At 72.2% G+C, this 18,980-nt stretch carries 18 protein-coding genes and 1 tRNA gene; 7 read left to right on the plus strand and 12 right to left on the minus strand.

Going from position 1 to position 18,980, the window contains the following annotated elements; translation table 11 throughout:
* The first annotated feature begins 136 nt into the window (after window positions 1–136).
* Complete coding sequence (locus BLV76_RS02520) at window positions 137–1,081, plus strand: PASTA domain-containing protein (protein ID WP_090967717.1); 945 nt, start codon at window positions 137–139, stop codon at window positions 1,079–1,081.
* 32 nt (window positions 1,082–1,113) lie between these two features.
* On the opposite strand, the gene BLV76_RS02525 is transcribed toward BLV76_RS02520, so the two are convergent.
* From BLV76_RS02525 to eno, 6 genes are all read right to left on the minus strand, one after another.
* A tRNA-Leu gene (locus BLV76_RS02525) sits at window positions 1,114–1,187 on the minus strand.
* 10 nt (window positions 1,188–1,197) lie between these two features.
* Window positions 1,198–2,028 (minus strand): uracil-DNA glycosylase, encoded by an 831-nt coding sequence (locus BLV76_RS02530; protein ID WP_090967718.1) that lies wholly within the window; start codon window positions 2,026–2,028, stop codon window positions 1,198–1,200.
* On the minus strand, window positions 2,025–2,963 hold the full coding sequence (locus BLV76_RS02535; protein ID WP_090967719.1) for a Ppx/GppA phosphatase family protein: 939 nt from the start codon (window positions 2,961–2,963) through the stop codon (window positions 2,025–2,027). The genes BLV76_RS02530 and BLV76_RS02535 overlap by 4 nt, the downstream gene beginning before the upstream one ends.
* Before the next feature lie 4 nt (window positions 2,964–2,967).
* A complete protein-coding gene (locus tag BLV76_RS02540) occupies window positions 2,968–3,477 on the minus strand; it encodes a DUF501 domain-containing protein (RefSeq protein ID WP_090967720.1) in 510 nt (169 codons plus the stop codon).
* Between the two features lie 37 nt (window positions 3,478–3,514).
* On the minus strand, window positions 3,515–4,165 hold the full coding sequence (locus BLV76_RS02545) for an FtsB family cell division protein (RefSeq protein ID WP_090967721.1): 651 nt from the start codon (window positions 4,163–4,165) through the stop codon (window positions 3,515–3,517).
* A 19-nt stretch (window positions 4,166–4,184) separates the two neighbouring features.
* The gene (eno, locus tag BLV76_RS02550) at window positions 4,185–5,462 is read right to left on the minus strand and encodes a phosphopyruvate hydratase (RefSeq protein ID WP_090967722.1); all 1,278 of its coding nucleotides are present in this window, start codon (window positions 5,460–5,462) and stop codon (window positions 4,185–4,187) included.
* Between the two features lie 103 nt (window positions 5,463–5,565).
* On the opposite strand from eno, the gene BLV76_RS02555 reads away from it, so the two are divergent.
* Window positions 5,566–6,030, plus strand: coding sequence for a helix-turn-helix domain-containing protein (locus BLV76_RS02555; RefSeq protein WP_175539543.1), 465 nt, complete (start codon window positions 5,566–5,568; stop codon window positions 6,028–6,030).
* Between the two features lie 34 nt (window positions 6,031–6,064).
* Here the strand turns inward: BLV76_RS02555 and BLV76_RS02560 are convergent, their stop codons facing one another.
* From BLV76_RS02560 to mfd, 3 genes are read right to left on the minus strand one after another with little or no spacing between them, the layout of a single operon-like run.
* On the minus strand, window positions 6,065–6,463 hold the full coding sequence (locus tag BLV76_RS02560; RefSeq protein ID WP_245734512.1) for a MazG nucleotide pyrophosphohydrolase domain-containing protein: 399 nt from the start codon (window positions 6,461–6,463) through the stop codon (window positions 6,065–6,067).
* Window positions 6,464–6,483: 20 nt separating this feature from the next.
* The gene (locus tag BLV76_RS02565) at window positions 6,484–7,179 is read right to left on the minus strand and encodes a hypothetical protein (protein ID WP_090967724.1); all 696 of its coding nucleotides are present in this window, start codon (window positions 7,177–7,179) and stop codon (window positions 6,484–6,486) included.
* A complete protein-coding gene (gene mfd, locus BLV76_RS02570; protein WP_175539544.1) occupies window positions 7,176–10,772 on the minus strand; it encodes a transcription-repair coupling factor in 3,597 nt (1,198 codons plus the stop codon). Before mfd ends, BLV76_RS02565 begins: the two co-directional genes overlap by 4 nt.
* 226 nt (window positions 10,773–10,998) lie before the next feature.
* Between mfd and BLV76_RS02575 the strand changes: the two genes are divergently transcribed.
* Both BLV76_RS02575 and BLV76_RS02580 read left to right on the plus strand, forming a co-directional pair.
* Window positions 10,999–11,673: a hypothetical protein gene (locus BLV76_RS02575; RefSeq protein WP_090967725.1), complete on the plus strand. Its 675-nt coding sequence runs from the start codon at window positions 10,999–11,001 to the stop codon at window positions 11,671–11,673.
* A gap of 133 nt (window positions 11,674–11,806) precedes the next feature.
* The gene (locus BLV76_RS02580) at window positions 11,807–12,490 is read left to right on the plus strand and encodes a hypothetical protein (RefSeq protein ID WP_090967726.1); all 684 of its coding nucleotides are present in this window, start codon (window positions 11,807–11,809) and stop codon (window positions 12,488–12,490) included.
* Here BLV76_RS02580 and BLV76_RS02585 read toward each other — a convergent pair.
* The 3 genes from BLV76_RS02585 to BLV76_RS02595 are packed head-to-tail and all read right to left on the minus strand — an operon-like array spanning window position 12,378 to window position 14,480.
* The gene (locus BLV76_RS02585) at window positions 12,378–12,920 is read right to left on the minus strand and encodes a VOC family protein (protein ID WP_175539545.1); all 543 of its coding nucleotides are present in this window, start codon (window positions 12,918–12,920) and stop codon (window positions 12,378–12,380) included. The two genes, BLV76_RS02580 and BLV76_RS02585, sit on opposite strands and share 113 nt — an antisense overlap.
* 50 nt (window positions 12,921–12,970) lie before the next feature.
* Complete coding sequence (locus tag BLV76_RS02590) at window positions 12,971–13,741, minus strand: 3'(2'),5'-bisphosphate nucleotidase CysQ (protein ID WP_090972238.1); 771 nt, start codon at window positions 13,739–13,741, stop codon at window positions 12,971–12,973.
* Between the two features lie 10 nt (window positions 13,742–13,751).
* On the minus strand, window positions 13,752–14,480 hold the full coding sequence (locus tag BLV76_RS02595) for a helix-turn-helix transcriptional regulator (RefSeq protein WP_090967727.1): 729 nt from the start codon (window positions 14,478–14,480) through the stop codon (window positions 13,752–13,754).
* 388 nt (window positions 14,481–14,868) lie between these two features.
* Here BLV76_RS02595 and BLV76_RS02600 point away from each other — a divergent pair, with 388 nt between their 5' ends.
* The 3 genes from BLV76_RS02600 to asnB are packed head-to-tail and all read left to right on the plus strand — an operon-like array spanning window position 14,869 to window position 18,852.
* Complete coding sequence (locus tag BLV76_RS02600) at window positions 14,869–16,362, plus strand: sensor histidine kinase (RefSeq protein WP_139306446.1); 1,494 nt, start codon at window positions 14,869–14,871, stop codon at window positions 16,360–16,362.
* Entirely contained in the window at window positions 16,337–17,023 is a 687-nt protein-coding gene (locus BLV76_RS02605; protein ID WP_090967729.1) for a LuxR C-terminal-related transcriptional regulator, read from the plus strand. The genes BLV76_RS02600 and BLV76_RS02605 overlap by 26 nt, the downstream gene beginning before the upstream one ends.
* Window positions 17,023–18,852 carry an asparagine synthase (glutamine-hydrolyzing) gene (asnB, locus tag BLV76_RS02610; protein WP_217630242.1) on the plus strand — a complete coding sequence of 610 codons (1,830 nt, stop codon included), beginning with the start codon at window positions 17,023–17,025 and terminating at the stop codon, window positions 18,850–18,852. Before BLV76_RS02605 ends, asnB begins: the two co-directional genes overlap by 1 nt.
* Window positions 18,853–18,980 lie beyond the last annotated feature (128 nt).

Consider the following 18,980-nt stretch of genomic DNA (forward strand, 5'->3'; position numbering starts at 1 on the left):
TGCTTGCGGTGCCGGCAGAACAGCGAGGCCCCGTCAGGCGAACGCCGTGCGAACGACGGGCGACCGACACCCGTCGGGCTTGCGCCGACGCGGAGACTGGACGCAACTACGACGGGGCCGAGGTCGGGAATCAGCGATGGACATCGACGAGTACCGAGCAGCGCGCCGCACGCGGCTCGTCGAGCTCGCGACCGAGCTCGGCGTGCCGGCAGAGGAGTCGGCCGTCGTGGTCGACCAGGTCATCGAGGAGCAGCAGCGACGCATCCGGCGGGCCGACGACCCCGATGACGTCGTGGTCCCGGCGCTGCGCGACAGGATCCTCGGTGGTCGACAGCGCGGCAGGTCGGCCACGGTCGTCCCCCTCGTCGCCTGCGCCGCCGTCGTCCTGGCGGTGTCGCTCGCGTACGTCACGCGTGACGAGGACCGGGCTCCCACCATGCCCTCCCTCCTCGGCTTCACGGCGGCCGAGGCCACCCGCACCCTCGAGCGCGACGACATCGCCGTGCACGTGGTCGGCGTGCCCCAGTGCAACCCCGCCGGACAGGTGCTGGGCTCTGATCCCCCCGCGGGCTCCGCGATCGGGACCGACGAGGTGGTGACGGTGATCGCGACCTCGACGCCGCAGTGGAAGTGCCCTGCGGACGGGGACTCACGTGCCCGCGCCTGGACGTTCCTCCGGTTCCTCGTCGGAGGATCGGCGCACCCCGACTTCGCACCGGGGGTGCGGTTGTACGTCGACGGCGAGCAGGTCACCGTGGTGGACGGAGGGGCGTCGGCGAGCTCGCCCGGGTGGCGTTCGGCGGTGAGCGACCCCGTCCTCCAGTACGTGTCCCGTCCTGCACCGAACCCCTTGGGGCAGCCGGTGGTCTCCGTCTCGCAGGGCACACCTCCCGCCACCACGTGCGGCCACCCCCGAGCCACGCCCGTGGGAGCCGTCGTCCCGTCCACCCGGCTGGTGCTGATGGCAGGGGGCCCGGACGCGGTCAACGGCTGCGGGCTCACGATCGACCTGTTCGAGGACGTGCTGGGCAAGATCTCCGGCGTCGCCCTCTACACGCCCGGGACGGCCGCTGCTCCCTAGCGGCCACCCTCCGGCGAGGTGGCGACGAGAGGTGCCCCGGCTGGGGTTCGAACCCAGACTGTGCGGTTTTTAAGACCGCTTCCTCTACCGGTTGGGATACCGGGGCCGTCGTGGGATCAGTCTGTCAGCGCCGTGTCCGTCACCCGCCGGGCCCGCTCGAAGACGGCGTCGGTCATCTCCGCGGTCAGCCGGCCGGTGTAGGTGTTGTGCGGCGAGGGGTGGTAGCAGCCGATCACGGTGACGTCCCCGAGCACCACCTCGGCCGCGTGGGCGAACTTCGGCTTCCGCGCGGGCGCCTCCGCCCCGGCGGCCACGAGGGAGCGGATCGCGCCGTCCCAGCCGAACGACCCGAGCGCGACGACCGCTCGCACGGTCGGCAGCAGGACCAGCTCGGCGGCGATCCACGGCGCGCACGTGTCGCGCTCGGCGGGCGTGGGCTTGTTGTCCGGCGGCGCGCAGCGCACGGTCGCGACCATCCGGGCGTCGAGGAGCCGCTGCCCGTCGCCGGCGTGCTCGCTCGTCGGCTGCGTCGCCCACCCGGTGCGGTGCAGGCTGGCGAACAACCAGTCGGCGCTCGGGTCGCCGGTGAAGATGCGTCCGGTCCGGTTGCCACCGTTGGCGGCGGGAGCCAGGCCGACGACGAGCAGCGCCGGCTCCGGGTCGCCCCACCCCGCGATCGGCCGGCCCCAGTAGGGCTGATCGGCGAACGACGCCCGCTTGTCGCGCGCGACGTCCTCGCGCCAGGTGACGAGCCGGTCGCACGCCGCGCACACGCTCACCCGGGCGGTCAGCTCGTCGAGCGTGTCGGCGTGCGCGAGTCGTCGTACGTCGTCGGGGGTGCGGGCGACCGGCGTGTCCGGGTCCGCCGGGTCGTCCGGCCAGCCGGTGCCGGGCGCCACGGGGCTGGAGAACGCACCGCCGACGAGCGGGTGCGGCAGCCGGGTCACGGCTCGATCGCGGCGGCCATGCCGTGCAGGATGTCGGCCTCGGACACCAGGTGGTCGGCGACCGGGACCCGCGCCAGGATCCGGCTCCAGATCAGGGCGCCGGCGCCGATCACGTCGGCCCGGCCGGGATGCATGTAGGGCAGGGCACGGCGCTCCGCGACCGTCATCGCGACCAGGCGGTCGACGAAGTCCGTCGTGGTCACGTTGGACAGCACCGCGCCGTCGAAGGCGTCGCGGTCGTAGGCAGCCAGGTCGAGGACGCCGCACGCGAGCGTCTTGATCGTGCCGGACGTGCCGATCGCGGTCAGCGTGCGCTCGAGGGGTACGCCGGAGGCGTCGAGGTGCGCGTCGACGTCGGCCACGCAGGCGTCGATCTCCGCGGCCGTCGGCGGGTCGGAGTGGAGGTGGCGCTCGTGGAGCCGGACCGAGCCGATGTTCATCGAGACCGACCGCCGCCCGTCACCCTCCCCCAGCACCAGCTCGGTGGACCCGCCGCCGATGTCGACGACGAGCACCGGCTCGGGCGGCATCGGGGCCTGCGCGGCGATGGCACCGGCGTACACCAGCGCCGCCTCCTCGTCGCCGGACAGCACCTCGGGCTCGATGCCGAGGCGACGGCGCACGCCCTCGCGGAAGACGTCGGCGTTGCCGGCGTCGCGGGTGGCCGAGGTGGCGCAGAACCGGACGCGGGCCGGCGGGACCGCGTGGCGCCGGATGGTCTCGGCGAGCTCGTCGATCGCAGCGAACGTGCGGGCCAGCGCCTCGTCGGCGAGGACCCCGGTCTGGTCGACGCCCTGGCCGAGCCGAACGACCCGGGAGTCGCGCAGCAGCACGTCGAGCGTGCCGTCGGCGCGGCGGCGGCCGATGAGGACCTTGATCGAGTTGGTGCCGCAGTCGATCGCCGCGACCGGGCTCGACGCGTGGTCGGGGGTCATGGGCTCATCCTGGCGCGTCGACGGACACGCACGGGCCCTTCGCCCACCAGTCACCGATGCGATCGAGCACCTCGTCCCCGAGCGGGTTCACCCCGCGGCCCATCGCCAGGGACTGGCCGGCGAGGACGTGGAGGCACTTCACCCGGTCGGGCATGCCGCCGGCGCTGATGCCGTCGATCTCCGGCACCTCGAGGCCGGCCCGCTCGCCGATCTCGGCGCGCGCCTCGAGGTAGCGCTCGTGGGCGGAGCGGTAGGCGGCGGCGAGCTCCTCGTCGGTGGCGAGGCGGTCCTGCATCTCCTTCATCACGTGGTTGCCCTCGAGGGTGCCGATGCGCGAGGCCGCGCGCGGGCAGGTGAGGTAGTAGGTCGTGGGGAAGGGCGTGCCGTTGGGCAGGCGCGGCTCGGTGGCGACGACGTCGGGGTTGCCGCACGGGCACCGGTGGCCGATCGAGTCGATGCCGCGCGGGCGGCGCTTGAGCTGCGCGCGGATCGCGGCCTCGTCGGCGGCGTCGATGCGCGGGTTGTCGCGGGGTGTCTCGCGGGGGTCTCGTTCACTGCTTCTTCGTGCCGTCGACCAGGTCGGCCGGCTGCTCCTCGGGTGGTGGTGGGTTGCCGGCGAGCTCCACCGACTCCCAGACGCCGGTCCACCACGCCTTGGGCACGGTCTTGATCACGTCGTCGGGGTCGTTGAGCCTCGCCTGGGCCTCGAGCGGCTTGCCGTCGGTGCCGATGACCTCGAAGCCCGACTCGCCGGGCATCAGGTAGCCGAACCGCTCGCGGGCCTGGGCCTTGACGTAGGCCGGGTCGTCCCAGCGCTTCTTCTCGCGCTCGAGGTCGTTGATGCTGGCCTCGCGCTCGGCGATCTGTGCCTTGAGGTCGCCGATGTGCGAGCGCTGCTGGAGGTAGGCCCGCAGCGACGACGCGTAGGACACCGTCAGCACCGCGAGCACCAGCACGAGCACGGCGGCCCGGCCGGTGAAGCGGGGACGGCGCGCAGCACTCCTCGGGGAGGCAGGACGTGCCCGGAGGTCGAGACCGGTGCTGGTCTCGCGCGTGGACGCGCTGCCCGAGGAGAGCGGCGGACGGGTCGTGGCGCCCCGTGGCCGGGGGCCACGGTCACCAGGACGCGTCGTGCTGCCCTGCCTCGGTCCGCGCGTTCCACCGCCGGGCCCACCCCGAGGAGTACGGCGCTGGGAAGGCATGCAGGCAAGTGTGCCTTGGTCAGCCCTTGAAACGCGGGAAGGCGCCCCGACCGGCGTAGCGAGCCGCGTCACCCAGCTCGTCCTCGATGCGGAGGAGCTGGTTGTACTTCGCGACGCGGTCCGAACGGGCAGGAGCACCGGTCTTGATCTGGCCGCAGTTGGTGGCCACGGCGAGGTCGGCGATCGTGGTGTCCTCGGTCTCGCCCGAGCGGTGGCTCATCATGTTGCGGAAGCCGCTGCGGTGGGCGAGCTCGACGGCGTCGAGGGTCTCCGAGAGCGAGCCGATCTGGTTGACCTTGACCAGCATCGCGTTGGCCTGGCCGCCGTCGATGCCGCGCTGCAGGCGCTCGACGTTGGTGACGAAGAGGTCGTCGCCGACGATCTGGATCTTGTCGCCGAGGCCGTCGGTAATGGCCTTCCAGCCGGCCCAGTCCTCCTCGTCGAGGGGGTCCTCGATGGAGACGATGGGGTAGGACGCGACGAGGTCGGTGTAGTAGGCGACCATGTCGTCGCTGGAGATCTTCTTGCCCTCGAAGGTGTACTTGCCCTTGTCGTGGAACTCGCTGGCCGCGACGTCCATCGCCAGCGCGATGTCCTTGCCCAGCTTGAAGCCGGCGGCCTTGACGGCCTCCGCGATCAGGTCGAGCGCCGCGCGGTTGCTCTCCAGGTCGGGGGCGAAGCCGCCCTCGTCGCCGAGGCCGGTCGAGAGGCCCTTCTTCTTCAGCACGGACTTGAGGGCGTGGTAGACCTCCGCGCCCTGCTGGAGGGCCTCACGGAAGGTCGGGGCGCCGATCGGGGCGATCATGAACTCCTGCACGTCGACGTTGGAGTCCGCGTGCGAGCCGCCGTTGAGGATGTTCATCATCGGCACCGGCAGCACGTGGGCGTTGGGGCCGCCGACGTAGCGGAACAGCGGCAGCCCGGACGACTCCGCCGCGGCCTTCGCCGTCGCGAGCGAGACGCCGAGGATGGCGTTGGCGCCGAGCTTGGCCTTGTTAGGCGTGCCGTCGAGGTCGAGCATCACCTGGTCGACGAGGCGCTGGTCGTCGGCGTCGAGGCCGACGACCGCGCCGGCGATCGTGTCGATGACGCCGTCGACGGCCTTCTGCACGCCCTTGCCGACGTAGCGCTTGCCGCCGTCGCGCAGCTCCACGGCCTCGAAGGCACCGGTGGACGCGCCGCTCGGGACCGCCGCGCGACCGAACGCGCCGTCCTCGAGGAGGACCTCAACCTCGACGGTGGGGTTGCCGCGCGAATCGAGGATTTCGCGGGCGCCAACTGCAGCGATGATCGACATGGGGAGAGCTCCTGAACAGGGACGACTTGGGGTCGGCCATCAGCCTAGTCACGAAGGCGTGGGACGTCGCCGGGTGTCCGTGGGCGTCGCTACGGTCGGCAGGGTGAACCGCACCGGGCCCGGGCCCGCCGACCACCTGGGGGCCTACGTCGATCGCGCGACGGCCAGCGAGGTCGACCCGGCGAGCGACCCCGAGGCGGCACGGGTCCGGGTCGCGATGGCGGGCGAGTCGGCGCCGAGGTTCCGCGACCGGCTCGTGCTGGAGCGGGCGGCCTGGCTCGCGCGGCACACCGATCGCCGGCTCCAGGACATCTCGGTCGAGTGCGGCTTCCGGGGCTACGACGTGTTCGTCCGCGCCTTCCGCCGCGAGCTCGGGGCGTCGCCGTCCGAGTGGCGCGCGAACCCGACCACCTGGGAGATCGACGCACCGGGCGAGGTGCACTTCCACCCGCCCGACGGGATCCGGCTGCCGGCCCGCACCCCGCACGACGACACCGTGCCGGTCGCAGCGGCCTACGTCGACGCGTTCTCACCCCATCCGACGGTCGCGCCGCTGGGCGCAGGCTGACGTCATGGGGATCCCCGGTGCGCACCGGGGATCCTCATGACGTCGCGCGCTTCTCCGCAGCCTTCGCCGCGTTCCAGAGATCCATCACCTCGGCGACCGTGCTCGCCGTGGCGTCGCCGAAGACGTGCGGGTTGCGGCGCTCCATCTTGGCGATCACGCCGCGCGCCACGTCGTCGAGCGTGAACTCCCCCGCCTCCTCCGCGATGACCGCGTGGATCACGACCTGGAGCAGCAGGTCGCCGAGCTCGTCGCAGAGCCGGGCCGGGTCGCCGGACTCGATCGCCTCGACGACCTCCTCGGCCTCCTCGCGCACGTAGGGGATCAGCGAGGTGTGGGTCTGCTCGCGCTTCCAGAGGCACTCGCGCTGCAGCAGCCGCATCTGGTCGGCGAAGGCCTCCAGCTGCGACCCGTCACGCGGAGCAGGAGCGGGCACCGGAGCCGTCATCGGGTCGTTCAGCCGCAACGCTGGGTGAGCGGGAGCGTCGCGGAGTACGACGCGTCGGGCTCGCTGGTGAGCCCGGACTTCGCGATGTCGCTCACGGCGAACGAGGTGTTGGTGTCGACCGGGGTGAGGACTCCGTCGACGCTCTCGAGGCCGTAGCGCGGGTCGATGTCCACACCGTTGGCGTCGGGCCACTGGTTGAACGCGTCGGCGCCGGCCTGCGTGATCTCCTCGTCGGTCGGGTCGGCGACGCCGTTGTCCTCCAGGACGATCGCGCCGATCTGGTTGACGATGTCGGTCGCGAGGGCGTTGGCGGTGTTGAGCTCGAGGTAGGTGTCGCGCACGTCCTCGGGCATCGCGGCCGTGGTGCCGCGGCTCTGGGCGACGGCGTTCTCGTAGCTCGACCCCGGCTCGATGCCGTAGTCGTCGGCGATCTGCAGCGCCTGCGCACGCAGCGTCAGCAGCTGGACGGTGCCCTGCCGGATGAAGCTCATCGGCAGCACGGTGCTGCTGGAGGCGAACTGGTCGCCCAGCGCCGTGCACATCTCCTCGGCGGTCTGGTCGACCTGGCGGACCGTGAGCTCCTCGTCGCCAACCCTGGCAGCGATCCCGGGCGAGGCACTCCCGCACCCGGTGAGCAGGAGGCCGGCGCCCAGTGTCGTCACGGCCGTCACCAGGCGGGCCCTGGACTTGCTCTGCTGCCTCACGATTCGCTCCCAGTGGTCGTCGGGGGTGGAGTCGGCGCGGCGATGATGTCGTCGATCACACCGCGGGCCCATTCAAGCAGGGCGACGCCCGAGACCGGCTGCACGGGGAAGCCCGTGCCCTGCGGGCGCGGCACGAGGATCGTGCTGACCGGAGCCTTGACGATGCTGCGCGGGTGCAGCCGCTGGAGCCGTACGACGCGCGAGTCGGGCAGGTCGACCGGGGCGAACCTGACGTACTTGCCGGCCACCGTCACCTCCCCCACGCCGACCTGGCGGCAGCGTGCGCGGAAGCGCGCGACGATCAGCAGCGAGTCGACGGCCTCGGGCGGGTTGCCGTAGCGGTCCACCAGCTCGGCGCGGACCTCGTCGACGTCGTCGTCGGTGCGCACCTCGGCCAGCCGCTTGTAGATCTCGAGGCGCAGCCGCTCGCTCGGGATGTAGTCGTGGGGCAGGTGCGCGTCCACCGGCAGCTCGATGCGGACCTCGGCGGCCACCTCGTCCTCGCCGCCGCCCTTGAAGTCGGCCACGGCCTCGCCCACGAGCCGGACGTAGAGGTCGAACCCGACGTCGGCGATGTGGCCGGACTGCTCACCGCCGAGCAGATTGCCGGCACCACGGATCTCGAGGTCCTTCATCGCGATCGCCATGCCGCCGCCGAGGTCGGAGTGCTGGGCCAGCGTCGCGAGGCGCTCGTGGGCGGTCTCGGTGAGCGGCTTCTCCGCCGGGTAGAGGAAGTAGGCGTAGGCGCGCTCGCGCGAGCGGCCGACGCGACCGCGCAGCTGGTGCAGCTGCGAGAGACCGAGGGTGTCGGAGCGCTCGATGATCATCGTGTTGGCGTTGGACACGTCGAGGCCGGACTCCACGATCGTCGTGCAGACCAGCACGTCGAAGCGCTTCTCCCAGAAGTCGAGCATCACCTGCTCGAGGGCGTGCTCGCCCATCTGGCCGTGGGCCGTGGCGACCCGCGCCTCGGGCACGAGCTCGCGGATCCGGGCGGCGGCCTTCTCGATCGACTGCACCCGGTTGTGGATGTAGAACACCTGGCCCTCGCGCAGCAGCTCGCGGCGCACGGCTGCGACCACCTGGCGGTCCTCGTAGGCACCGACGTAGGTCAGGACCGGGTGCCGCTCCTCGGGCGGGGTGGTGATCGTGGACATCTCGCGGATGCCCGTGACCGCCATCTCCAGCGTGCGCGGGATCGGCGTCGCACTCATGGAGAGGACGTCGACCGAGGTGCGCATCCGCTTCATCTGCTCCTTGTGCTCGACACCGAAGCGCTGCTCCTCGTCGACGATGATCAGGCCGAGGTCCTTCATCCTGATCTCCGGGTTGAGCAGGCGGTGGGTGCCGACGACGATGTCGACGGATCCGTCGGTGATGCCGGCGATGACCTCCTTGGCCTCCTTGTCGGTCTGGAAGCGCGAGAGGCCCTTGATCACGACCGGGAAGCCCGACATGCGCTCGGCGAAGGTCGACATGTGCTGGGTCACGAGCAGGGTCGTCGGCACGAGCACCGCGACCTGCTTGCCGTCCTGCACGGCCTTGAAGGCCGCCCGGACCGCGATCTCGGTCTTGCCGTAGCCGACGTCACCGCACACGAGCCGGTCCATCGGCACCACGCTGCGCATGTCGGCCTTCACCTCGTCGACCGTGGTGAGCTGGTCGACGGTCTCGGTGAACGGGAAGGCGTCCTCGAGCTCGCGCTGCCACGGGGTGTCGGGGCCGTAGGCGTGGCCCTTGGTCGCCTGGCGGGCGGCGTAGAGCTTGATCAGCTCGGCCGCGATCTCGCGGACGGCGCGGCGCGCCTTGTTCTTGCGCTTGGTCCAGTCGCCACCGCCGAGCCGGTCGAGGCTCGGGTTCTCGCCGCCGACGTAGCGGGTGACTTGGTCGAGGGTGTCGGCAGGGACGTAGAGCATGTCGTTGGGTCCGCCGCGCTTGCTGGGGCCGTACTCCAGGACGAGGTACTCGCGGACCGCGCCACCGATCTCACGCTGCTTCATCTCCACGAAGCGGCCGACGCCGTGCTGCTCGTGGACGACGTAGTCGCCGGCCTTGAGCTCGAGCGGGTCGATCTGCTTCTTGCGGCGTGCGGGCATCTTGCGCATGTCGCGCGTCGAGGCCTTCTGGCCCGACAGGTCGTCACCGGTGACGATCGCGACCAGCGCCTCGTCGTCGACGAGCCCGTTGACCACGTGGCCGCAGGTGACGGTGACGACGCCGGGACCGGCGGTCCCGCCCTCCTCGACCAACCGGGCAGCGATGTCGTTCTCGCCGAGCAGCTCCACGAAGCGCTGGGCCGGGCCGTGGCCGGCGTGGACGACGACCACGTCGAGCCCCTCGCCCACCCAGCCGCGGATGTCGTCGACGGCCTTCTGCAGGTCGCCCCGGTAGGCCTCGGCGGGGTGGGTGGGCAGGCTGCGTGCCGGCACCCCGGCGGTCTCCGCGTCCACGAGGGCGGCGGCGGGCACGTCGTCGGTGTCGATGCCGAAGGGGCTCACGGACCACCACGCGTGACCGAGCCCCAGCGCGTGCAGCCGGACGTCGGCGATCTCGCGGTACGACGCCGCGCCGAGGTCGATGGGAGCGGTGCCGCCACCGGCGGCCGCGGCCCACGACGCCCCGAGGAACTCCTCGCTCGTCGCGACCAGGTCGTGTGCGCGGGTGCGCGCCCGCTCGGGGTCGAGGACCAGCACCGTCGTGTCGGCCGGCAGCAGGTCGACGAGGAGCTCCATCGAGTCGACGAGCGCCGGGGCGAGCGACTCCATGCCCTCGACCGCGATGCCGGCGGCCATCTTGTCGGTGAGCTCGAGCAGCTGCGGGTGGGCCTGGCCGAGCTCGGCCGCGCGACGGCGTACGTCCTCGGTCAGCAGCAGCTCGCGGCAGGGCGGCGCCCACAGCCGGTCCACCTTCTCCAGCGTGCGCTGGTCGGCGACCGAGAAGGCGCGGATCTCCTCCACGTCGTCACCCCAGAACTCCACGCGCAGCGGGTGCTCCTCGGTGGGCGGGAACACGTCGACGATCCCGCCGCGGACGGCGAACTCGCCACGACGCTCGACCATGTCGACCCGGGAGTACGCCGCCTCCGCCAGGCCGCGCACGACGTCGTCCATCGCGCGCGAGTCGCCCGTCGCGAGCTCGACCGGCTCGATGTCGGCCAGACCCGGGACCTGCGGCTGGAGCAGGCTGCGGATCGGCGCCACGACCACCTTCAGCGGGCCGTTGGAGGCGTCGGTGCCGGGATGGCGCAGGCGACGCAGCACCGCCAGCCGGCGGCCGACGGTGTCGCTGCGTGGGCTGAGCCGCTCGTGCGGGAGCGTCTCCCAGCTCGGGTAGTAGGCGACGGCGTCGGGGTCGACGAGGTCGGCGAGCTCCCCGACGAGGTCCTCGGCCTCGCGCGACGTCGCGGTCACCGCGAGCACGGTGCGCCCGCGCTCGACGAGGCCGTGCACGACGAACGGGCGGACGGCGCCCGGGCCGGTCAGGTCGAGGGCGGTCTGCACCGACGCGTCGGCCAGCGCACCGCCCAGGGTCGGGGCGGAGACGAGGCGCTCGGCGACGGCCGAGAGCGGGGTGGGCGGGGGTGTGGAGGACACCGGGGATCCCTTCGAGAGCACGCACAACGACCCCAGACGCGCGGCGCATGGGGGGTACCTGAGAGTCTACGACTGCTGCCCGACAGCGACGTTCGAGGGACTCAGGGACACCGCTACCCGGAACCGGGGGGTTTGTCCCGGGCGTCACGCGGGTAGCAAGGAAGTCAACGCCGGTGCCCGAGCACCGGACGCCCAAGACGTTCACCTGAGAGGAACACGGGGACACATGCGCACCAACCGCCTCATCGCCGGCGCTGTCGCTGCCGGACTGCTCGGCCTCACGCCGATCGCCATCGCATCGCCCAGCAGCGCCACCGAGAACCGGACCGCCACCGTCACGGCCACGCCCAGCGAGACCTCGCTGGTCTACGGCGACGACCTGTCCATCAGCGTCCGCGTCACCGACGCCACCGACGGCACCGGTGTCTACGACGGTACCTCGACGCTCTACGCCATGGAGGCGGGCGCCGCCGCGTTCGTCCCGGTCGCGACCGGCACGTCGACGTCGGCCTACTTCACCGACGTGAAGCCGAAGATCAACACGATCTACAAGATCGTCTACAGCGGCTACACCGCCACCTCGACCTACGAGAACAACTACGCCGCGGCCGAGTCCGCGCCGTTCACCATCGGTGTCGGCCGCAAGATCACCGCCCCGAAGAAGGGCTTCGTCCTCAAGGGCAAGGTCAGCCCCGACGGCGCCAAGAAGAAGATCACCATCTCGGTGAGCAAGAAGTCCAACAAGGGCTTCAAGAAGTGGAAGACCATCAAGACCAACAAGAAGGGCAAGTACAAGGTCACCCTGCCCAAGCGCGGCGGTGTCTGGTACTGGAACGTCATCGTCAAGGGCGACTCCAAGTACCTTGCCAACGGCTACACCTGGCGCACCTACGTCTACTGAGCCGGGCTGAGCCCCACCTGAAACATCCCGACGGCGCGTCGTCCACAACTTTGGACGGCGCGCCGTCGTCGTACGTCTGGCAGAGTCTTCGCCACCGGCCCGACCGACCCCGACCGACAGGACCCACCGGACCATGAGCACGACCACGCGCCTCGTCACGGGCGTGACCACCGCCGCGCTGATCGGCGTCGCTCCCCTCGTCCTCACCGCGCCGGCGCGGGCGGCCGAGCCCGAGACGACCTACACCGTCGCCGAGCCGAGCGTGACGATGCTCGACTACGGCGACTCCTTCGACGTCTCGGTCGACCTGGACAGCACGACCGGCTTCTCCCCCACCGGCGGTACGACGACGCTGCAGGCGCTCAGGTCCGGCGCCGCGTCGTGGACGACGGTGGCGACCAGCAGCTCGCCCGGCAGCGACTTCTACGACGTCGAGCCGACGATGAACACGACCTACAAGGTCGTCTACTCCGGCTTCTCGGCAGCCTCGTCGTCCGACGACAGCTTCGCCCCGAGCGAGTCGGCCGAGTTCCAGGTCGGCGTGCGCCGCCTGATCACCCACCCGTCCGCCGGGCTCGTGCTCAAGGGCAAGGTGACCCCGGGCTACGGGGGCAAGAAGGTCACCGTCAAGGCCAGCAGGTCACGCACCGGCCCCTTCAAGGCGTACAAGAAGATCCGCACCAACCGGGCCGGGAAGTACCGCATCAAGCTGCCCGCCCGCGACGGCGTCTGGTACTGGCAGGTGTCGGTGCGCGGCGACTCGCGCTGGCGCGGCAACAGCTACATCTGGCAGACCGAGGTCTTCCACCGCAGCTGATCGCGCGGGGGCCGTCAGGCGTGCTCGGGGGCGGCGGACCCGCGTCCACCTCGGCCTGCGAGCGCAGGATGCAGAACTGGTTGCCCTCCGGGTCGGCGAAGACGACCCAGCCCGTCCCGGGGCTGTACTGCCCGCGCTCATCCGCGAGCTCGGTCGCGCCCAGGCCGCGGACGCGCTCGATCTCCTCGTCGCGGCTGCCCTCGCGAGGGCGGAGGTCGAAGTGGATCCGCTTGGCCGGCAGCACCTCGTCGGGCACCTCGATGAAGAGGATGCTGTGGCCGGTGCCGGGGTCGAGGATCATGCACTCCTCGTGGCCCGGCTCGTTGGGGTCGTCCTCGACGTCGACGTAGCCGAGGATCCCCTTCCACCACTCGGAGAGCGCGTAGGCGTCGTGGCAGTCGACGGTCGTGTGCGAGACGAAGGAGGTCATGGCCCCAACCTCGCGCGCCGCGCGCCGTCCCGCAACCGCGTTTGCGGTGGTCAGTCGGTGCCGTGGCGCCGGACGAAGTCGACGATCTGCTCGGCCAGCTCGGGGCGGCACACGATCAGGTCGGGCAGCGAGGTGTCGTCCTCGTTGTAGACGATCGGCGAGCCGTCGACGCGGCTGCAGTGCAGGCCGGCGGCCCGGGCCACCGCGACGGGGGCGGCGTTGTCCCACTGGTACTGGCCGCCGGCGTGGACGTAGGCGTCGGCGACGTCGCGCACGACGCTCATGACCTTCACCCCCGCGCTGCCCATCGGGACGAGCTCGGCGTCGAGCTCGGCGGCCAGCGCCTCGACGAACGCCGGCGGGCGGCTGCGCGAGACGGCGATGCGGGGGCGCTCGGAGGTGCGGGGCGGGACGACGCTCGGCCGGCCGGTGCTGAAGGTCTCCCCCAGTGCCGGCTGCGCGACGGCGCCGGCGACGAGGTCGCCGTCCTGCCAGAGCGCGACGTGCACGGCCCAGTCGTCGCGGGGCGGCTCGGAGAACTCGCGCGTCCCGTCGAGCGGGTCGATGATCCACACCCGGCTGGCGGTCAGTCGCGACTTGTCGTCGGCGGCCTCCTCGGAGAGCACCGAGTCGCCGGGGCGGTGCGCGGTCAGGACCCGGTCGAGCTCGGCCTGGGCCGCGGCGTCACCGGCGTCCTTGAGGGCCTTGCCCTCGAGCCCGGCGGCCTCGGCCCCCGCGCGTACGTCGATGAGGACGGCGCCGGCGCGCTCGGCTGCCCAGACGGCGAAGGCGTGGTCGTCGAGCGAGGTGGGATCGATCATGGCCGCCACCCTATCGACGCCCGGTGACCCCTCCGGTCTTGCTCTCCCTGCGCGGGCGCGGGACGCGCGAGGAGCCGTCGGAGGTGCGCGAGATCTGGTGCCACATGGCGACCGCCTCGAGCTGGTTGCGCGCTCCGAGCTTGGCCCTGAGCGCCTTCACGTGGCTGCGGACCGTGCCGTGCGCGACCCCGAGGGTGTCACCGACCTCGGCCACCCGGCGACCGGAGGCGAGCAGCTCGAGGACCCGCCGCTGCTGGGGCGACAGCGTCGCCATCATCGCGGTGATGCTGCGGCGGCGGGCCAGCGCACGTGCCCACGACGCCTGGAGGGCGAGCCGACCCGACGGGTCCATCGAGGACGTCCCGTCGACCAGGCTCTCGACGACCTCGGCGAGCTGGACCACCGAGGTGGTCGTGGTGGCCACGTCGACCGCGTCGGTCGCGAGCAGCCCGCCCCACTGGACGGCGCCCTCGTCGGTGGTGACCACCACGATGCGGACGTCGCCCCCGCGCACGAGCGCGGTCACCTGCTCGACCACGTCGCCCGCCTCGACGCCGTCGAGGATCGCGACCACGTGGCGGGAATGCCCGGGGCGGGTGACGCCGGCCTCCCGGTCGCGAACCGCCGACTCCCAGGCGTGGGCCTCCGCGGGAGTGCCCACCGACGAGAGGGCAGCAGCGACTGCCTGGGCCACCAGCAGGTGGGGAGAGACGACCCACACGGGCGCCTGGTCTGCCATCGCACCTCCCTCCCTGACCGTGGATGGCTCAACAACGCAAGCCTCCCGGTTGGTGGGAGCGCTCCCGTGGGCCTGATACCAACGTGCACAGAATTGGGGAGGCCTCAATTTCTCCCATCAGGTCTCGTGTAGACGCTGCTGAGCGTGGTTCGGCCGGTCTGGGGGCCTGTCTTGCAGGGCCCTTGAGGCGCACTTGAGCGTTACCCCGGACCTCATGCCGAAAGCAGGCATAGACCACGTTTGCCGCATATCGGGTACCTGCCACACACTCCTCGCAACCCCCCATCGAGAGCTTCACCCGGTCAGCACGACGGGCTCGGCTCGACTGCTCGACATCTCGGCTTCATCAGTTTCGATCACACGCTTCGACTTTCTGTGGGGGGAAGACATGCGCGACTCAGCGCAGCACGAGGGGGGACAGCACCAGCGCGTGGGGACGCGCGGTGTCGGTGTCCTGGCATTCCTGGTCCTGTTGTGGACCCAACGGGGCGGGCTCCCGCCCCTTGAGGCTGCGAGCGCGCAGTCCCAGTCGGTCGCGGACGGGCTGGTCGGGGGCATGTTCCTCGCCGGTGCCGCGCTGGCGGCCGTCGTCAGCTGGCGTCGCCACCACGCGACGACCGGCTGGACCTTCGCCGCCGGGGCGCTCGTCGCGCTCCAGGCGCTGGTGGTGGCACTGCCCGCCATCGCCAGCCCGCCGCCGCGGCTCGCGACGGACTTCGCACTCCTGCTCGCCATCGCCCTGCTCGGCCTGGGCTGCGTGCTCGGTGCCCTGCGCGGGCTGCGGCACGAGGAGCAGGTGGCCGACGACGTCTTCGTCGTCGGGATCGGGATGGGAGTGCTGGCCGCCGGCCACCTGCTGCTCCTGGTGCCCGTCTCCAGCCCGCCGCCGCCGTCGATGCTGGTGCTGATGGGCGTCCTGGTCGGCACCCACGTGCTGGCCGTCGCCGTCGTCGCGGCACGACGGCTCGTGCCCGCCACCACGACCTGGCTCCTGGCCGGCACCGTCACGGTGGTCGCCGCCGGGCTCGCCGTGATGCTCGTCGAGCTCCACGGCACCGCCTGGGACACGGTGACCTCGCTCGCCTTCGCCGCCGTCGGGGCGCTCTGGTCCGCCGCGGCCTGGGGCTGCATCCAGGGGGCGTCCGAGCGCCAGGCGGCCCGGCACCAGCGCGAGATCGAGTTCGCGGTCCAGGCCACCGAGCGCGACCGCCGCGAGCGGATGCACGAGCTGCGCAGCACCCTCGCCGGCCTGGTCCAGGGATCGTCCCTGCTCGACGACCTCGACCTCCCGGCCGAAACCCGGCAGCGCCTCCTGGGCTCCGTCCGGCGCGAGCTCGACCGGATGATGCGCCTGGTCACCGGCGACGAGGACCAGCCCACCGACATCGACCTCCAGGACGCGCTCGGCCGGATGGCCGACCTCCAGCACCTCAAGGGCCGCACCGTCGAGCTGCACACCAGCGGCGACGCGATCCACGCCCGCTACGACACCCTCGCCGAGGTCGTCAACATCCTGGTCGACAACGCCGCGACGCACGGCGGCACCGACGTCAGCCGGATCGACGTCGTCCAGCGCGACGACGAGACCGTCGACATCACCGTGTCCGACCGGGGCCGCGGCATCGCCGAGGCCGACCGCGAGCGGATCTTCGGATGGGGCGACCGCGGCGACGACTCCCCGGGCGAGGGCATCGGGCTGAACCTCGCCCAGCGCCTCGTCGAGGAGGAGGGCGGGTCGCTGCGGCTCGCCGAGGACACCGGTCCCGGGTCCGCCTTCGTCATCTCCCTGCCGGCCGCGCGCCGGTCCCCGGAGAACGCCGTCGACGCCGGCTCCCTCTTCCTCGAGGAGGTGGACCATGTCGCAGGGCACCTCGCGCGCTGACCACCGCGTCCTCATCGTCGACGACCACGTGCTCTTCGCGGAGTCGCTCGAGCTGGCGCTCTCCCTGGAGGGCTACGACGTACGCCGCCTCGAGCTGCCCGAGGAGGGCGGCTCGATGGCCACCGTGCGGTCGCTCGCCCTGCGGGCCAACCCCCGCACCGTCCTGCTCGACCTCGACCTCGGCCGGTTCGGCGACGGCATGAACCTCATCGCCCCGCTCGCCCGCGCCAACGCCAACGTCGTGGTCCTCACCGCGTCGGAGGACGTCGGCCGGTGGGGCGCGTGCATGCGGATGGGAGCCCGCAAGGTGCTGCCCAAGACCGGCGCGCTCCAGCAGGCGCTGTCGACCGTGCGACGGCTGCACCAGGGCCTCCCGGTCGTCACCCGCGAGGAGCTCGAGGGCCTGCTCGAGGTCTGGGCCCGCGACCGCCAGGTCAGCGACGACATCAGGCGCCGTCTCGACCTGCTCACCCCGCGCGAGCGGCAGGTGCTCGGCTCGCTCATCGACGGCCACACCGTGCGCGACATCTCCCAGAAGAGCGTGGTCTCCGAGGCGACGGTCCGCACCCAGGTCAAGTCGATCCTCGGCAAGCTGGAGGTCTCCTCCCAGCTCGCCGCGGTCGGCATGGCCAACCAGATCGGGTGGAAGGTCGGCGTCTGATGGGCGGCATCGGGGGCGTCCGGGTCTTCGCGGGCGGAGAGGTCGCGGCTGCCGAGCTCCGCGAGATGTCCGAGCGGCTGCGCCACCGCGGGCCGGACGCGTCGGGCACGTGGACCGGCGACGGCGTCGGCCTCACGCACAACCGCCTGGCGATCATCGACGAGGAGCACTCGCGCCAGCCGATGCTGTCGGCCGACGGACGCTGGGTCGTCGTGCTCGACGGCGAGATCGTCAACCACGACAGCCTGCGCACGCTGCTGTCGTACCCCTTCCGCTCGCACGGCGACACCGAGGTCGTGGTGGCCGGGCTGTCGATCGAGGGCATCAGCTTCGTCGAGCGCCTGCGCGGCCAGTTCGCCCTGGTCGCGCACGACCGGCGCACCGACACCACCCACCTGGTCCGTGACCGGCTCGGCATCCTGCCGCTGCACTACCGCCACGTCCCCGGCGGGATCGCCTTCGCCTCCGAGGTGAAGGCGCTGCTCACCGTCGGTCCGGCGCCGAGCGTCGACCACCGCAGCCTCGAGGCCTACCTCGCCCACCACTACGTGCCGGCTCCCGACACCCTGTTCGAGGGGATCAAGAAGGTACGACCCGCGCACCGCGTCTCGGTCACGGCGGGCGGGCACCTCGAGGAGGTGCAGTACTGGACGCCGCCGGAGTCCGACGCCGACGGCACCTGGTCGGCCAGCGACGCCGTCGAGGCGGTCGGCGACGGCGTGCGCGAGGCCGTGCGCGGCGCCCTGGTCGCCGACGTCCCGGTCGGCGCCTACCTCTCCGGTGACCTCGGCAGCGCCCTCACGGCCGCCCAGATGCAGCGCCTGCGCGGCGACGACCCGGTCCACACGTTCTCCGTCGGGCTGGGCACGCCCGCCGACGACGACCAGGCCTCCGCGCGCCGGGTCGGCGAGCTGCTCGGCACCCGCCACCACGAGGTCCACGTCCACCCGCACGAGCTCGAGGGCCTGTGGACCCGGCTCACCTGGCACCGCGACGCCCCGATCTCGGACCTCGCCGACGTGGCGGCCTTCGGGCTGGCCCGCGCCGCACGCGAGCACGTGGGCGTGGTGCTGTCCGGCGACGGCGGCGAGGAGCTCTTCGGCGGGCACGGCCGCTACCGCTTCGCCCGGTTCGCCGAGCGCTCGCTCGCGCTCCCGGCCCCGATGCGCAGCCGGGTCGCCGGCTCGGTGCAGCGCCGGATGGGCGCACCCTTCACCGCGGCCGAGCGGAACCGTCTCCTGGGCACCACCGCGCCCGCAGACCGGCGTACGTCACCCGCCCTCGGCAGTGACGCGGTGGACCGCATGCTCCGCCACGACCTGCGCCACGACCTGCCCGACCACCTGCTCGAGCGGTCCGACCGGATGTCCAAGGCCGCCTCGCTCGAGGTGCGCCCGGCGCTGCTCGACCACCGCCTCGTCGAGCTCGCCTTCCGCCTGCCCACGTCGCTCAAGGTGCGCGCCGGGTCCACCCAGTGGGTGCTGCGCGAGGTCGCACGCCCGCTGCTGCCGGACGAGGTGATCGACCCCCGGAGGTCGGGATCGCGTCCCGACCTGGCCGGCTGGATGCGCGACGGCCTGCGCCGCGACGCCCGCGAACGCCTCACCGGCTCCGGGTCGTGGGTCGGCCAGACCCTCGACCGCACGGTCGTGCGCGACCTGGTCGACCGTCACGAGCGGGGTGACCGCACCGCCCGCGACGTCGACGTACGTCTCTGGACGCTGCTCGCCCTCGAGACTTGGCACGAGTGCTTCTTCGGCGCGCCTCCGACGCTGCCGCAGCCGCGCCAGGCCTCGCGCTCGATGGCGACGCCGGGCCCGGCGTCCTGAGCACGGGAGCAGACGTCGCGATGGCACCACCCGTCCTGTCCGAGCCGGACGTCGTGCGGGCATGGTGCGGCGGCCGAGGCGGGGGAACCTCGACCGCCGCTGCTGGTCCGGTGGAGGTCCGGGTGGCG

The sequence above is a fragment of the Nocardioides exalbidus genome, assembly GCF_900105585.1.
Lineage (GTDB): Bacteria > Actinomycetota > Actinomycetes > Propionibacteriales > Nocardioidaceae > Nocardioides > Nocardioides exalbidus.